General features: G+C 61.5%; 14 protein-coding genes. 3 read left to right on the forward strand and 11 right to left on the reverse strand.

Features of this window, described 5'->3' with window-relative positions:
* Positions 1 to 723 (reverse strand): hypothetical protein (locus VLJ37_06115; GenBank protein ID HSA59243.1); only part of this gene is annotated, 723 nt, incomplete at its 3' end.
* 235 nt (positions 724 to 958) lie between these two features.
* Here VLJ37_06115 and VLJ37_06120 point away from each other — a divergent pair.
* Together VLJ37_06120 and VLJ37_06125 are read left to right on the forward strand one after the other, a co-directional pair.
* Positions 959 to 2,653, forward strand: a complete 1,695-nt coding sequence (locus VLJ37_06120) for a VWA domain-containing protein (GenBank protein ID HSA59244.1) — start codon at positions 959 to 961, stop codon at positions 2,651 to 2,653.
* A gap of 3 nt (positions 2,654 to 2,656) precedes the next feature.
* The gene (locus VLJ37_06125; protein ID HSA59245.1) at positions 2,657 to 3,814 is read left to right on the forward strand and encodes a hypothetical protein; all 1,158 of its coding nucleotides are present in this window, start codon (positions 2,657 to 2,659) and stop codon (positions 3,812 to 3,814) included.
* Here the strand turns inward: VLJ37_06125 and VLJ37_06130 are convergent.
* Positions 3,803 to 4,429 carry a Fe(2+)-trafficking protein gene (locus tag VLJ37_06130; GenBank protein ID HSA59246.1) on the reverse strand — a complete coding sequence of 209 codons (627 nt, stop codon included), beginning with the start codon at positions 4,427 to 4,429 and terminating at the stop codon, positions 3,803 to 3,805. The genes VLJ37_06125 and VLJ37_06130 overlap by 12 nt on opposite strands.
* Positions 4,430 to 4,433: 4 nt before the next feature.
* On the reverse strand, positions 4,434 to 5,435 hold the full coding sequence (locus VLJ37_06135; GenBank protein ID HSA59247.1) for a deaminase: 1,002 nt from the start codon (positions 5,433 to 5,435) through the stop codon (positions 4,434 to 4,436).
* 107 nt (positions 5,436 to 5,542) lie between these two features.
* Here VLJ37_06135 and dcd point away from each other — a divergent pair, with 107 nt between their 5' ends.
* Positions 5,543 to 6,097: a dCTP deaminase gene (gene dcd / locus VLJ37_06140; GenBank protein HSA59248.1), complete on the forward strand. Its 555-nt coding sequence runs from the start codon at positions 5,543 to 5,545 to the stop codon at positions 6,095 to 6,097.
* Here the strand turns inward: dcd and hisH are convergent, their stop codons facing one another.
* From hisH to prfA, 8 genes are all read right to left on the reverse strand, one after another.
* Positions 6,098 to 6,703 carry an imidazole glycerol phosphate synthase subunit HisH gene (hisH, locus tag VLJ37_06145; GenBank protein ID HSA59249.1) on the reverse strand — a complete coding sequence of 202 codons (606 nt, stop codon included), beginning with the start codon at positions 6,701 to 6,703 and terminating at the stop codon, positions 6,098 to 6,100.
* Entirely contained in the window at positions 6,700 to 7,287 is a 588-nt protein-coding gene (gene hisB / locus VLJ37_06150) for an imidazoleglycerol-phosphate dehydratase HisB (protein ID HSA59250.1), read from the reverse strand. The genes hisH and hisB overlap by 4 nt, the downstream gene beginning before the upstream one ends.
* Positions 7,284 to 8,573, reverse strand: coding sequence for a histidinol dehydrogenase (hisD, locus tag VLJ37_06155; GenBank protein ID HSA59251.1), 1,290 nt, complete (start codon positions 8,571 to 8,573; stop codon positions 7,284 to 7,286). Before hisD ends, hisB begins: the two co-directional genes overlap by 4 nt.
* A 14-nt stretch (positions 8,574 to 8,587) precedes the next feature.
* On the reverse strand, positions 8,588 to 9,862 hold the full coding sequence (gene murA, locus VLJ37_06160) for a UDP-N-acetylglucosamine 1-carboxyvinyltransferase (protein ID HSA59252.1): 1,275 nt from the start codon (positions 9,860 to 9,862) through the stop codon (positions 8,588 to 8,590).
* A 77-nt stretch (positions 9,863 to 9,939) separates the two neighbouring features.
* Positions 9,940 to 11,046: a hypothetical protein gene (locus tag VLJ37_06165; GenBank protein HSA59253.1), complete on the reverse strand. Its 1,107-nt coding sequence runs from the start codon at positions 11,044 to 11,046 to the stop codon at positions 9,940 to 9,942.
* Between the two features lie 12 nt (positions 11,047 to 11,058).
* Positions 11,059 to 12,975: a thrombospondin type 3 repeat-containing protein gene (locus VLJ37_06170; protein HSA59254.1), complete on the reverse strand. Its 1,917-nt coding sequence runs from the start codon at positions 12,973 to 12,975 to the stop codon at positions 11,059 to 11,061.
* 55 nt (positions 12,976 to 13,030) lie between these two features.
* Positions 13,031 to 13,876 (reverse strand): peptide chain release factor N(5)-glutamine methyltransferase, encoded by an 846-nt coding sequence (gene prmC / locus VLJ37_06175; protein HSA59255.1) that lies wholly within the window; start codon positions 13,874 to 13,876, stop codon positions 13,031 to 13,033.
* A complete protein-coding gene (gene prfA / locus VLJ37_06180; protein ID HSA59256.1) occupies positions 13,869 to 14,939 on the reverse strand; it encodes a peptide chain release factor 1 in 1,071 nt (356 codons plus the stop codon). Before prfA ends, prmC begins: the two co-directional genes overlap by 8 nt.
* Positions 14,940 to 14,947 lie beyond the last annotated feature (8 nt).

The raw sequence follows: 14,947 nt of genomic DNA on the forward strand, positions 1-14,947 counted from the left end.
GACCGAGGTCTTCAGGCACTCGTCGATCTTGCACTCCGACGTGCAGTAGGGCGCGTTCGGATCGTTCGGCGCCTTCGGATCGCATTGCTCCCCCGCCGCCGTGTCCACGCTGCCGTTGCCGCATTGGGAAGGGAGCTTGTACACCGCCCGGTACCCGGTGACGGCCTGGAGGGTCGGTCGGGCCTCGGGCGCCGTATAGACCGCCTGGTACTCGGTGGCGGCTTGGAGGGTCGGTCGGGCCTCGGGCGCCGTGTAGACCGCCTGGTACTCGGTGGCGGCCTTATATTCGATCCGGCAGGTCGACGGGCAGCTGTCGCCGTCCCGTGTGGCGCAGGTCCCCGAGCCGATGCCCGTGCAGTCCGTGGCGGAGGTGCAAGCCTTCTGGCCGTCCTCGCACTGTTTGCCGTCGTCGCAGGACTCGCCTGCCTCGACCTTTCCATTTCCGCAATAGGGCATGGCCATGAAAACGGCGGACCGTTCGATCACCAGGGCGGGACATATCTCGTGGTTTACAACGCAACTCTGGAATGCCGGATTGGGCGTCCCCTCGGGATCGCAAACCTTCACGCACTTGCAACATTCTTGGATGGCGGCCGGCAGTGACGGCGAGGTGCAAAGGTCGCACGCTTGAAGCACGGTAAACGAATAGGCGGACGATGAACAGACCGCGCCGAGAACGGCGCCCAGAAGGCAGGCCGTCAGCCGGATTTTTTTGAGGGTCATATCAGACGTAGGAAGCAAGCCGAGTGCCAAACTTGGCCTGAAGCGTCGTCGAAATTTTTCAAGGAATCCGAGCGCTTTAGAATGAAGGTTTTCTAGGAGGCCGCAAAGGCCTTATCAAAGTGATAAAAATTATCATTTTGAGATTGTCAGGCCGAGGCGGCCGAGACGCGCGACTCGACTTTGACAAGGCGCACAATTTCCAATATGTTGTTTCCATTCACGAATCGGGGGATTCATGCGCAAAACCATTTTTCTCGCCTTGGCCACGCTGTCCGTTGCCGTTTCTTTCCGGGGAGCGGAGGCCAAGACCGACATCGAATTCGTCTTGGACGCCTCCGGCAGCATGCGCGCCGCCATGGGCGGTTCCACCCAGATCGACATCGCCAAGCAGACCGTCAAGTCGACGATCGGAACGATCCCGGCCGACACGCACGTCGCCCTCCGCGTTTACGCCCATCGCGTGGAACAATCGGACAAGGCCGGGAGCTGCGTGGACACCGAGCTCATGATCCCGTTCGGGCCCCTCAACGCCGCGGCCTTTTCGGCCAGGGTCGATTCGATCCAGCCCAAGGGCTACACACCCATTGCCTATTCTCTCCAGCAGGTCGCGAACGATTTCGGCATCGACCGGGAGGCGGAGAAGGTCGTCATTTTGGTGAGCGACGGGGAGGAAACCTGCGGCGGCGATCCGGTCCAGGCGGTGAAGGATTTGATCGCCAAGGGCTTCAAGCTCAAGTTGCATGCCGTGGGTTTCAACGTCGATCCCAAGACCCAGGCCCAACTCCAGGCCATCGCGGCCGCGGGCGGCGGACAATACTACGACGCCCGGGACGGGGCGTCCCTGGGCAGCTCGCTTCAGAAAATCACGCAGGAAGCCTTGCTGGTCCAAAAGACCACGGCGACTTACGGCACCGAGATCAAAGGGGGGGACTCCTACGAAACCGCCGTTCCGCTCACTCCGGGAACGGAGTACAAGCTCAACCATCATCAGAGACAGAACCAGTTCGACTATTTTTACGTCGACTTGAAGGCCGGCCAGCAGCTCTCGGCGACGCTCGGCACCTTGGGCAAGGGCGTCAGCATCCAGGGAGAGCTGGCTCAGGACAACACGAACCCCTATGCGGGCTTTCAAATCCATGACGGCACGCGGAACAAGCTGATCGCCAAGGAGATTATCGGAGCTCCGAACCACACCGAAACCATTCAGGTCGACGCCAATCAGACGGGCCGCTACTACCTGCTCATCGGCAGTACCTACGACAACATGAACAAGGAGTGCCCGTTCAAGGTCGAGGTGAAGGACTTCTTCGACGCCGGCACCCAGCAGGACGCGGGCGATACGTTTGAAACGGCACTTGCGATCGAAAAGGGCAAGCCGTTGACCGGGGCGGTCATGTCGAGCGACGCAGGCGACGTGTACAAGATCAATACCGTGAAAGGCGAACCCATCACCTTCATGGTGATGCCGGAAAACCAAAAGGCGACGCTCAAGGCGATGGTCTTCGATGATCTTCGCGTCCAGTTGGCCGAAAACCGATCTCCTAACGACGGCGCGGGTTTCCGGGTGAGCGCTATCGCGAGCGGGCCGACCACCTTCCTTCGCGTTCAAAGGCCTTACAACGACGACGCGCCCACGAAATACACCCTCAACTTTGAGGGGGCCTCCGCAGGCGGAGTCCCGTCCGCCGCGCCGGGGGTCGCTCCGACCCCGCCGGAATCGCCGACCCAGCCTCCGCCGGTCGCGGCACCTCCGCCGCCGGCGGAAAAAACCGCCGAGAAGATCGTTGAAAAGGCGGTGGAAAAGTCGGTGGGCTTCAAATGGTTGAGCGTCCGGGGGCTGAAGGGATTGGGCATCTCCTTTGGCGTCGGTCTTCTCTCCGGCCTCATCGGCGGTTTCATGCTCTTTCGAAAGAAAAAACAGGCACCCTGATCCATGAAAAAAAACAAACTCTCCCTCGTCCTCGGATGGGCTGTCCTCTCGTTAGTCCCGGGCCGCGCCTCGGCCCAGGAGACCCAGCCGGTCTATTACAACACGCGCGGCGGCGAATCCTACCAGACGGCGGTGCTGCCGCCGGTGGGGAAGGACCTGAAGCTCAACCACCACCAGAAGCGGGGCCAGTACGACTACTTCGAGCTGGACCTCAAGGCCGGGCAGACGCTCAAGGCGAGCTTGAGTGTGGGCGAAAAGGGCGTCGAGATCCGTCCCGACAACTCGGAGATGGAAACGGGGTACCCGTACGCGGGCCTGGTCGTCTACGACGCCGCCGGCAATCAATTGGGGCTCCTGGATTTCAACGGGGCCGAGAAGAATCTCCAAAAAACCATCGAGGTGGATGCCTCGACGCCGCAGCGGATCTACCTGCTCTTGGGCAGCGGAACGGGTGCGATCCACAAGGACTACATGGGTTTCCGAGTGGACATCGAAGACAAGTTCGACGCCGACGGCAAGGCGGAAGCCGGGGCGACGATCGAAACGGCCCTTGCGCTCGAAGACGCGGCGCCGGGCAAGACATACGAAAAGAACCACCTGACGCGCAACGACGAGGCTGATTTTTTCAAGATTGCGACAAGGCCCGGGCAGGGCGTTTCGGTGGTGGTGACGCCGGACAATCCCCGAAGCTCGATCGCGGCGGCCCTCTACGACGAACTTCGCGTGGAGATGGACCGGGAGAGGTCCGCCGCTCCCGGCAACGCGCTGAAGCTCGACGCCAAGGCGAACACGTCGCTGACCTACCTTAAGATCAACCGCGAGCTGAGCGGGGAGCCGACCGGTTACTCGATCCGCTTCGTCGCACCGCCCCCGGAGACGAGGCCCGCGGCCGAGACCCGTCCGTTGACGCCGGAAACCCTCATTCCCTCGACTCCGACCGAGGCCTCTTCCGCGGACGAAAAGAAGGAACTCGGGGACGGGGAGCGCGAGAAGAGAAAGAAGGAAAAGGACAAGAAATCCAAGAAGACGGCCTGGTGGAAAGACCCCAAAATGTTGACGTGGGGCGGGGCAGGGGCCGGCGGAGTCCTCATTCTGCTCTTGGGCGGCCTGATCCTGCTCCGAAAATCAAAAAAGAAATCGCCGGAATCGTCACATTCCTAAGATCTTGCGCCCATCCTCGCTGATCTTGTCCTTGCTCCAGGGAGGGTCCCACACGACGGCGACATCCACCTCGCGCACACCGGGAATGCGGGCGACCGACTCGCGGACGGTGGCGGGAAGGCTCTTGGCGGCGGGGCAGTGCTGGCTGGTGAGGGTCATCCGGACCGAGACCTTGTCGCCGGCCACGTCGATCCCGTAGATGAGACCGAGGTCGTAGATGTTGACCGGGATTTCCGGGTCAAAAATCTGCTCGAGCATGTTGACCACCGCGTCTTTTGTGATCGTCCCCGCCTTTTGAGTCGCGGCCTGGGTGTTGAATGTGACGGCCTTGTCCTGGCCTTCCAACGTGAGGATGGGCGAGGCCGAGGGCTGGAGTCCTTGCAGCTCGAGGTTCAGGTACTGCTTCATGTGCTTTTCGACTACGGCGCGGTCTTGCGGCAGGAAGGGACGGAGCCGGTAGTCGTTGATGACGTTGACCGAAAATTTCTTCCACGACTCCCAGCATCCTTGGCAAACGTGCCCGGCGATCATTCTGCCCACTTCGCCGGGGTAGGGGGCGGGACCGGGAATCCCCGGGGCTTTCTGTCCGCAGCGGAGGCACAGAACTTGAAGCATACAATTACCCCACGTCCAGCCGGCGCGTCTTGACGCCGGCTTCTTTGAGAAGTTTGAGGGCCACGTCCACGAGCGGATAGTGCGCGTCGTAGACGACTTCCCGGATCCCCGCGTTGATGATCATTTTAGTGCACATCAGGCACGGTGAAAAGGTGGTGTAGAGGGCCGCGTCCTTGATGCTGACGCCGTGATAGGCCGATTGCGTGATGGCATTCTCCTCGGCGTGGGAGCAGAAGCATTCATCCAGCCCGTGTCCCGAACGTCCGAACCCGTTGCAGCGCGGACAGCCGCCCTCGTTGCAGTTGGCCACTCCGCGCGGCGTGCCGTTGTAACCGGAGGAGACGATGCGCTTGTCCTTGACGATCAGCGCGGCTACGCGGCGTTTCACGCAGTTGCTTCTCAACGACACCACCCGCGCGATACCCATGAAGTAGGTATCCCACGACGGGCGAGGATGCGCCTTGGCGAGCCTCAGCACCGCCGTCCGCACGTGCTCCCGGAGCGCTTCGAGGGTCGCGGCGTTGGGGATCGCGGCGTCCGCGAGTTTTTCCGTCGCCAGCAACTGCTGGCCGGCCGGATTCTCGCCCTTGAATTCCTTCTCCTCGAGCCGGATGAACTCGGGCAGCGTTTTCGGATCGCTCTCGCGCTTACGCCGTTTCACGCGGTCGAAACGGACCGGGCGCGGGGCGGTCACGTTCAGGAGGAAAAAGTCGTCGCGCCGGCGGAGGACCTTCACCTCCTCGGGGTTCCGGACGGAATCGACGATGTAGTTCTGGTCGGCCGAGAGCTTTTTGAGAGTGCGCTCGGCCAGCACCCCCAGACCTTCCGCCTCGCGGAGACGCGTCCCCGTCGCGATCAGGCGCTCACGCGTGACCGTAAGCTTCTTCCGGCGGATCTCCTCCCGGATGATGTCGGAGAGCGAGTGGTACTGGAAGCCCGCTTCCTGGAGAAACTTGGCGACTTCGCCCTTGCCCGCGCCGTTGCGTCCTGTTAGCCCAATGATCACGATGAACCCCTTAGCGAAATAAGAAGACTGAATCGCACCTTAGGTGCGCCGAAGTCATACAGAAGAAGCGTGCAACTTTGAAAGACAATTTATTGTGAGGAGAGTTCATGGGAATCAAATCCGATTCGTGGATTCGTAAAATGGCGCTGGAAGCGAAGATGATTGAGCCTTTTGAGGGCGAGCAGGTCAGCAAGGGGCAGATTTCCTTCGGTCTGTCCTCCTACGGCTACGACATGCGCGTCGCCGACGAGTTCAAGATCTTCAACAACAAGGCCGCCGGGATGATCGACCCGAAAAAACTCGACCCCGACGCCTTCTACGATTTCAAGGGGGAGGTCTGCGTCATTCCGCCAAATTCTTTCGTTCTCGCGCGGAGCTTGGAGTATTTCCGCATCCCGCGAAACGTAATGACCATTTGTTTTGGAAAATCGACTTATGCGCGGTGCGGAATTATCACCAACGTGACACCTTTCGAGCCCGAATGGGAAGGCTACGTCACGATGGGCATCTCCAACACGACCCCGCTCCCCGCCAAGGTCTACGCGGGAGAAGGGATCGCCCAGGTCCTTTTCTTCGAGGCCGACGAGGTCTGCGCGCGGTCCTATTTGGATAAGAAAGGGAAGTACCAGGCGCAGAAGGAAATCACGCTTTCCAAGATCTGATCACAAATTCGCGAACGCTTTCAGCATCTTGAGTCCCAGCCCCTGGCTTTTCTCCGGGTGGAACTGGCAGGCGAAGATGTTGTCCCGGGCGATCGACGAGACGAACTCTTTGCCGTAGTCCGTCGTCGTCGCAATCACCTGCGGGTCTTTCGGCACCACGTGGTAGGAGTGGACGAAGTAGAAGTAGGCGTTCTCGTCGATCTCCGCCAGAACGGGGTGGCGGCGTTTTTTGTGGATCCGGTTCCAGCCCATGTGCGGGATCTTGAATTGCTTGCCGAGCTTGAAGCGGATGACCTTGCCGGGGATAATCCCAAGCCCCTTGTGCTTGCCGAACTCCTCGCCCTCGTCGAAGAGGACTTGCAACCCCATGCAGATGCCCAAAAAGGGCTTCTTGTCGTCGATCACGCGGCGGATCGTCGGAACGAGGCCTAATTTTTCAAGGTTCTCCATGCAGGCTCCGAAGGCGCCGACGCCGGGGAGGACGACCTTCTCCGCCTGCTGGACCTCGCCCGCATCGCTCGTGACGACGGCCTTGGCGCCGATCTTTTCGAAGGCCTTTTGGACGCTTCGAAGATTCCCCATTCCGTAATCGACAATCGCGATCACAACTTTCCTTTCGTGGACGGAACGCCTTTTACCCGCGGGTCGATCTGCGTCGCCATATCCACCGCCTTGGCGAAGGCCTTGAAGATCGACTCCGCCACATGGTGCTTGATCCTGCCATAATGCACGTTGACGTGCAGGTTCACCCGCGCGGCGCTCGTGAAGGACTCGAAAAAGTGCTCCACCAGCTCCATGTCGAACGACTTGATCTTGCCCGTTTTGACCGGGCTCTTGAAGACGATCGCCGGACGGTCGCAGAAGTCGACGGCGACGGTCGTGAGCGTCTCGTCCATTGGCAACGTGAAGAATCCGTAGCGGCGGATGCCGTTCTTGTCGCCCAGAGCCTTGCGGAAGCACTCGCCCAGGGTGATGCCGACGTCCTCCACCAGGTGATGATCGTCCACGTCCACGTCCCCCTTCGCCTTGAGGGTTACGTCGAAGACGCCGTGTTTGGCGAAGAGCTCGATCATGTGGTTCAAGAACGCGATCGGCGTCTTGACGGCGCAACGGCCTGAACCGTCCAGGTTGATGGAGAGATCGATGTCCGTTTCCTTGGTCTTTCTGTGAATTTTGGCGGTCCGTTTCATGGCACTTTCCGAACTCTGACCGAAGCCGCGTGGGCGGTCAGCCCCTCGAGTTCCGCTAGTCTTATCACAGTCGGGGCCAGTTTCTCAAAGGCGTTCTGTGCGATCTCGATGAGGCTTGAGCGCTTGAGAAAGTCGGAGACGCCCAGGGGCGAGGAAAATCGCGCCGTCCCGGAGGTGGGCAGGACGTGGTTGGGGCCGGCCAGATAGTCGCCGAAGGCGACCGGCGCGTAGGGCCCCAGGAAGATCGCGCCGGCGTGTCGGATCTTGGGAAGCGCCTTGCGGGCGTTCCGGACCTGCACGGAGAGATGCTCCGGGGCAAAACGGTTGGAGAGCGCGAGCGACTCGTTCAGGTTTCGCGTCTTGACGACGAGCCCGCAACCCTCGATGGACTTCTTGAGGATGGCCCGCCGTTCCAGGCCTCCCAACTGTCGCTCCAAGGCCTCCTGCACGGCCTGGATGAGTTTTTCCGAATGTGTGAGGAGGACGGCGACCGCCATCGGGTCGTGCTCGGCCTGGCTCAAGAGGTCCGCGGCGACGCTTGCGGGCGAGGCGCCCTCGTCGGCCACCACGGCGATCTCGGTCGGGCCCGCGATCATGTCGATCCCGACCTTGCCGAAGAGGAGGCGTTTCGCCGCGGCGACGTAGGCGTTGCCGGGGCCCACGATCTTGTCGACGGCCGGGACGGAGGCGGTCCCGTAGGCCAAGGCCGCCACGGCCTGAGCGCCTCCGATCTTGAAGACCCGGGTCACGCCCGCGAGCCTCGCCGCGGCCAGCGTGTGGGCATTGGGCCTTCCCTCGCGCCACGGCGAGACCATGATAATCTCCTCGACGCCCGCCACCCGCGCGGGGATTGCGTTCATGAGGACGGTGGAGGGATAGGCGGCGAGGCCTCCGGGCACGTAGATACCGACCCGGTCGAGAGGGCGGACCTGTTCTCCCAAGAGGATGCCGCCTTTCTTGGAGGTCCAGGAGGCCGCGAGCTTCTTCTTCTGCAGGTGGTGAAATGCCTCGATGCGCGCGGCCGCCGTCTTGAGGGCGCGGAGGGCCGAGGGTTCCACGGACGTAACCGCCGCGGCGATCTCGGCGCGCGAGACCTCCAGCGCCGCGGGCCGGTGCCCGTCGAATTTTTCGGTCGTGTCCAAGAGGGCCGCGTCGCCGCGAGCCCGAACCTCGGCGATCACGTCGCGCACGGTCGCCTCGACGGACGCGTCGGTCCCGGCCGAGCGCTTGAGGAAGTCCGACCAGTTCTCTTCGAAGAAGGGGGCAGTCGTCGCAAGGGTCTTCATGTCAATCTTTCGCCTTAATATTTCACCTTGGCGCGCTTCACCCGCGCCCCCAGGGCCCGGAATTTTTTCTCGATGTTCTCGTAGCCGCGGTCGATGTGGTAGACGCGGTGGATCTCCGTCAGCCCGTCCGCGACGAGTCCCGCCAGCAGCAGGGCCGCGGAGGCGCGGAGATCGGAGGCCATGACCGGGGCGCCCGAGAGTTTTTTCACGCCCTTGACGATGGCGCGGTTTCCCTCGATCTGGATGTCCGCGCCCATGCGCTTGAGTTCGAGTGCGTGCATGAAGCGGTTTTCGAAGATGGTCTCCGTGACCACGCTCGTCCCCTGGGCCACCGTCATCATGGCCATGTACTGGGCCTGAAAGTCGGTGGCGAAACCGGGGTAGGGGGCGGTCGTCACGTCGGACGATTTCAATGTCTTCGGACCCGTCACCCGAATGCCGCCGTCCAGGGACGCCGCCACTTTCGCGCCGCATTCCTCGAGCTTGGATGACAAGGCCTCGACCATGATCGGATCCGCGCCGCGGATGGTCACGCAACCCCCGGTCATCGCCGCCCCGACCATGAACGTCCCCGTCTCGATCCGGTCGCTGATGACGGCATGCTCCGCTCCGGACAGGGCATCGACGCCGTCGATCAGGATCGTCTCCGTCCCCGCCCCGTAGACCTTCGCGCCCATCTTGTTCAGCACCTGGGCGAGATCGTGGATCTCCGGCTCGCGCGCGGCGTTCTCGATGATCGTCTGTCCCTTGGCGAGGACCGCCGCCATCATCACGTTCTCCGTGCCGGTGACCGTCACCGTGTCGAAATGGATCTTGGCGCCTTGAAGGCGCTTCTTGCCCGGCACGTGGGCGTTCACGTACCCGCCTTCGAGCTCGATCTTCGCCCCCATTTGCTCAAAGGCCTTCAGGTGCAGGTTGATCGGACGTGCGCCGATGGCGCACCCCCCGGGGAGCGAGACCTTGGCCTGATGATATTTCCCAAGCAGAGGTCCCATCGCGAGGACCGAGGCGCGCATGGTCTTGACGAGCTCATAGGGCGCCTCGCAGTGCTTGACGCCCGCCGGCTGAACCTTGAGGGATTTGGGATAACCGTTCGAGACCTTGGCGCCCATGAACTGCAGGATGCGGAGGGTCGTGTGGATGTCCTCCAGCTCCGGGACGTTCCGGAGGAGGCTGGGATGGTCTCCCAGAATCGTGGAAAAGAGGATGGGAAGGGCGGAGTTTTTGGCCCCGCTGATTGTGACCTCGCCCTTGAGGGGACGGCCGCCTTCGATGACGATCTTATGCACGCGCGATTTCTAAGAAATCGGTCCCCGAAACGCAAGGGAACATGCGCCTAGTCCCGCTTCCTGCGGGACAGCGCCACCTAGAACGGCGGGGTTTCGGGAAAATCCTTCGGCAGGAAGAGGGTGGTCTCGTCGGGAAGCGCGGCGAAGGGGACGTCTCCGACGTCCACCCCCGCATCCACGCATTCGCTCCGGTTGACCCCGTCCCCGGTCAGGAGATTCACACATTGGTTATCTAGTTCGGACAACTCGGACCCCGGTGCATTGGTGTGAGACCGCCCGCTCCATAAGTCCCCGTCTTCCTTCCACCGCGCAACGGCTTGAGGAGCGAAGCGGCCTTCTTCGCCTACCAAATTAAAGTTAACCGTTTTCAGGGAGTTCGCCTCCTCGCCCACCTGGTCGAGTGCCATATGGAACCGGAGATCCTTTCCGCTGAGATCGTCCGGATTTTCCCGGACCAGAAACTCCGTCGATTTGCCGACGGACTCATCGTGCAAGTCGTAGTTGATCCCCAAGAAGCTGTCCTTCGGGAAGAGGAAAACCGCGTTGGTGATATTCAATCCCATCAAGCGCCCGGCGCCCGGGTTCGTCTCCGTCGGGAACTGGGTGAAGACGGCCGCGATCTGCCTCTTGCCGTCCGCATAGATCCGCATGCAGAGGGGCAGCCCGGCGGTATGACCGGGACAGCCCTCGGGGCCGCTCACGCCGTCGAAATCGAAATCGGAAAAGTCGATCTTGATCTCGACGAACTCCGCCTGGCCCTCGCCTTGAACGACGCTCACGCCTTGGAAGGTGTGGATGTTCGTGCCCACGGGGATGATGAGTTGATTGTAGGGGTCCAGGAGGCCGCTTAAGGCATCGATCTGGAGCTGGACGAAATCGCTGGTTCCGTCCACGTCATCCGCGAACTCGCCGTCCGGCGGGATTGCGTTCTTAAGGGGCATTTTGAGGGCGACACTCTCCGAAGTCGAAGGCTCGGCCGCCTGAACCTTGCCCAGATCGATGCCTAGGTCCTTGGGGATCCGGAGGGAGGCGGGCACTTCCGCGGGCGGCCCCGGAGGGGCGGCGGGATTGCCGCCGGCGACGCCAGTGCTCGGGCCGGAGGCGGAAAAACAACTCCCAAAGACGAGCGGGATCACGACCGCACTCGCCAGTTTCAAAACTGATTTTCGCAGATCTCCCGTCATCGGTCTCCTCGGTTAAGGCGGCGGCGGTGTCGGCAGTGGCGGTGGCGGCGGTCCGACCTCACAGGAACAGGTATCATTGCAAAACTCACCGACGGCGCAGTCTCCATCAATCGCGCATTGGTCTGGCGGTACACTGCAGACGGCCGGCGGTGGAGGTGGCGGTGGCGGGTGGGCCACGCAATCGCCGCCGCAGTTGATTTCCGTCTCGCCGGGGTCGCAAACCCCGTTTCCGCAGCTTAAGTCGCACCAGCCATCGGGAAGGCAGGAGGTTCCGCCGCAGTCGGCGTCCCCCGAGCAGGGAATCAAGGCGCAGAAGCCGGCCGTATCGCAGTAGGAGCCCGGCCCGCAGTCTTCGGAACCGCCGCAGCCGATGCTGTAGCAGCAATTCAGGGTCTCATCCCGGTTGTAGAGTGCGAACGAGAATTGAGGAGCCAGGGGGTTGTCGAAGGGATAGGCCGGCGATTGTCCGAGGGCCACGAAATGGGAGCGGCAATCCGAGACGTCCGAGAACGACGGGTCGCAGGCCTGGATGCCCTGCTCGGGGTCGCAATCCTGCGGGCAGGTGACGAGGTTTTCCTCGATCTCGCAGAATCCGTTTCCGCATTCGGAACCCGTTTCACAGGCGTCGCCGACCGTATCGCGATCGAAATCGCTGTTGTTTGGATCGAAATCCGCCGGACACGTGTCGCAGCGATCGCCGGTCCCGTCCCCGTCGCAGTCCGCCTGGTCCTCGTTGGGCACTCCGATGCAGTTGTCGGCGACCATCGGCACGCCGTCGTTGTCGGAATCGTTGGAGCTTCCGCAACATCCATGGAAACAGATGTTCGGAGAGCAGGCAGGACAATCGACAACTTGGGGACAGTCTTCATCCGTCGAACATGTTCCACTACAGAAGAAAGACGGAGGATCGAACGGTGGCGGCGGCTGATCCGGAGGGCATCCCGCGAAAGGAGCGACGACTCGAGTAAAAAGCTCGCAGTGGTTGAGCTGACTATTGCAATGGATGTCGAGCCCCAGAGGCGGATAGAGATCTCGGTCGCTCATGACCGCTGCGACGTGAGGACAGGCCTCCACGAATTGATCGCAGTCCGCTTGGGCCAAACAGGTGGGCTTTTCTTTGCAAAGGGGATCCGTGTCGTCCACGACATCGGGACAGCCGTCACCCGCCTCGTCCAGGACACCGGCCGGCACCGTGGGGCAGGCGTCCTTGGCATCGATGATCCCGTCCCGATCGGTGTCCGGGTCACACTGGGCGACGCCGTCGTGGATCTCGCAGTGGAAACGCGATCCTTCGTCGTCCTCCAGGTCCAACTCCCCTTCGGCGAGACGCGCATGAATGGGACCGGTCCCATCGGTCAACCAGTCCGCCATGAGGAAGCCGGAGAGGACGTTCATCTCCCAGGATCGTCCGGACACGTCCGTAATCTCCAAGAGTCCCGCGAGTTGATCGAGCCAAGCGAGTACGGCATGGCAGGGGGAGGACTCGGACCCGAGGACGCAACCGTCTGGCAGTTCGAGCTCCGCCTCCGCCGACAGTTCGCCGGAGATTTCGAGACCTCCGCTCGCGCAGGACAAAAATTGGCCGGTGAGTTTTGAAAGGAAGAAATCGTCGCCACCGAACCGGTTCAGGCTGCAGGTTTCAAAATCGAGGGCGACGGTCCCTTCATCGCACAGAGCGGTGTTCGGAAGGCCCGCCGGACAGGCGACGTCCAGCGCGGCCGAGGTCGAATCTGCGGTCCGGGCCAACTCGTCCGCGATGGCCTGGGCCAGAAGGGAGGAGGAGGATTCGAGGAGATGGATCGACGTGTCGTTGGGCACGGACCCGCCGGCCGTCTCCGCCGTCGTGGATGAGCCGCCGCCGCAGCCCGACATCATAAAAGCAACGGCGCAACCCGATGCGATCAGCCCCTGCCTTAACGTGCTGCGCATGCCGATATGCTAGCAGGTCAATTCGCAATGTTTAAATAAGTTTTTGACTTTTGTTTTAATAATTTATCAAAATGATAAGACGCTCGACGCCGCTGTAATCCCTCCGGATCTCACAGGGGAAGTCCTTTTTCAGCCGTTCCGCCTGACCCTCGCCGACTTCCATCAGCAACCGGCCCTTAATCTTGAGAAAGTCCGGCGCCTCCTGAAGGATCTTCTTGATGGTCTCCAATCCTCCCTGGCCTCCGTCCAACGCGCTCCGGGGTTCGTGCCGGCTGACTTCGGGCTGGAGGAAGTCGAGTTCCGAAGAGTCGATGTAGGGCGGATTGGAAACGATCAGGTCGAACTTCCGTTCCCGAGTCTCGAAAAACAGCCAAGGCGCGATGTCGGAGGTGACGAATTCGATTCGATCGGCGACGCCGTGGGCCTGGGCGTTTTCCTTGGCGACGGATAAGGCTTCTTTCGAGATATCCGTCGCCACGATTTTCGCGCCCGGAAGATTCTTGGCGAGGGCGATGGCGATGCAGCCGGAGCCGGTGCCGATGTCGAGGACGTCACCGGCCGGGGGGGCGTTTTTCAACGCCTCCTCCACCAGTAATTCCGTCTCGGGCCGCGGGATCAGCACCTCCGGCGTCACCTTGATTTTCAGTCCCCAAAATTCCGTCTCGCCGGTGATGTATTGCAACGGTTCGCGCGTCGCTCGCCGTTCGATCAATGCCTTGAATTCGGCGAGGTGCTTTTCGGAAACGGTCTTCTCAAATCCCGTGTAGAGGTCGACACGCTGGCATTTCAGAACGTAAGCCAGCAGGAGTTCCGCGTCGAGACGCGGATTGGGGATTCCCTTCTTTTCAAAATGACCGGCCGTCCACTGGATCAATTTGAGGGATGTCCAAGGTTCAGCCATTCGTCGACGCCTTGAGCGCCTCCGTTTGATAGTGCGTGCGAAGCGCCGAGATCACGTCCTCGATCTTGCCGTCCATGACGGCATCGAGCTGATGGAGCGTGAGCCCGATACGGTGGTCCGTCATCCGGTTCTGGGGAAAATTATAGGTCCGGATCTTCTCGCTCCGGTCGCCGGAGCCCACCATCGCCTTGCGGGTGGCGCGTTCGGCGGCGTCCCGTTTCTCCAATTCGACTTCATAAAGGCGGGACTTCAGGATCTTCATCGCCTTGGCCTTGTTCTTGATCTGGCTGCGCTCGTCTCGGCAGACGACGACCAATCCCGAGGGCTTGTGCGTGAGGCGCACGGCGGAGTCGGTGGTGTTGACGCCCTGGCCTCCGGGTCCGGAGGCGCGGAAGACGTCGGTCTGGATATCGCTCTCGTTCACCTGGACGTCGACGTCCTCGGCCTCGGGAATCACCGCGACGGTGACCGCCGAGGTGTGGATGCGTCCCTGCTGCTCGGTCTGGGGGACGCGCTGCACGCGGTGGGTGCCGGCCTCGTATTTGAGATTGCTGTAGACGTTCTGGCCGGAAATCTGGGCGATGATTTCCTTAAAGCCTCCCAAGTCCGAAGGGCTTGAGTCCATGATTTCGACGCGCCAACCCTTGGTCTCGGCGTAACGCTGATACATGCGGAAGAGGTCGGAGGCGAAAAGCGCCGCCTCGTCGCCGCCCGTGCCGGCCCGGATTTCCAGAAAAATATTCTTTTCGTCGTTGGGGTCCTTGGGCAAAAGCAGGATCTTCAATTCCTGTTCGAGGCGGTCTTTTTCGGGTTCCAGACGGACAAGCTCCTCCTTGGCCATCTTGCGGATCTCGTCGTCCGATTCGTTGATCAGATGCTTGTTGCCGTCGATTTCTTCGAGGATCTTCTTGTAACGGCCATACGTTTCCACCAAGGAAATCAGACCGGCCCGCTCGCGGGTGAGCCTTTGATAGAGGGCGTTGTTGGAGATGACGGAGGGGTCCGTGATCCGATGGCTCAGATCCTCGAACTTGCGCTCCAGGTCATCTAATTTCGAGAACACTAGCTTCC

The sequence above is a fragment of the bacterium genome, from assembly GCA_035454885.1.
In the GTDB taxonomy this organism is placed as follows: Bacteria; UBA10199; UBA10199; order JACPAL01.

Bases quoted from the DNA above. Each gene is read 5' to 3' on its own strand.
- VLJ37_06120 (HSA59244.1), top strand. From the start codon at position 959: ATGCGCAAAACCATTTTTCTCGCCTTGGCCACGCTGTCCGTTGCCGTT.
- VLJ37_06125 (HSA59245.1), top strand. From the start codon at position 2,657: ATGAAAAAAAACAAACTCTCCCTCGTCCTCGGATGGGCTGTCCTCTCG.
- VLJ37_06130 (HSA59246.1), bottom strand. From the start codon at position 4,429: ATGCTTCAAGTTCTGTGCCTCCGCTGCGGACAGAAAGCCCCGGGGATT.
- dcd (HSA59248.1), top strand. From the start codon at position 5,543: ATGGGAATCAAATCCGATTCGTGGATTCGTAAAATGGCGCTGGAAGCG.
- hisB (HSA59250.1), bottom strand. From the start codon at position 7,287: ATGAAACGGACCGCCAAAATTCACAGAAAGACCAAGGAAACGGACATC.
- hisD (HSA59251.1), bottom strand. From the start codon at position 8,573: ATGAAGACCCTTGCGACGACTGCCCCCTTCTTCGAAGAGAACTGGTCG.
- VLJ37_06165 (HSA59253.1), bottom strand. From the start codon at position 11,046: ATGACGGGAGATCTGCGAAAATCAGTTTTGAAACTGGCGAGTGCGGTC.
- VLJ37_06170 (HSA59254.1), bottom strand. From the start codon at position 12,975: ATGCGCAGCACGTTAAGGCAGGGGCTGATCGCATCGGGTTGCGCCGTT.
- prmC (HSA59255.1), bottom strand. From the start codon at position 13,876: ATGGCTGAACCTTGGACATCCCTCAAATTGATCCAGTGGACGGCCGGT.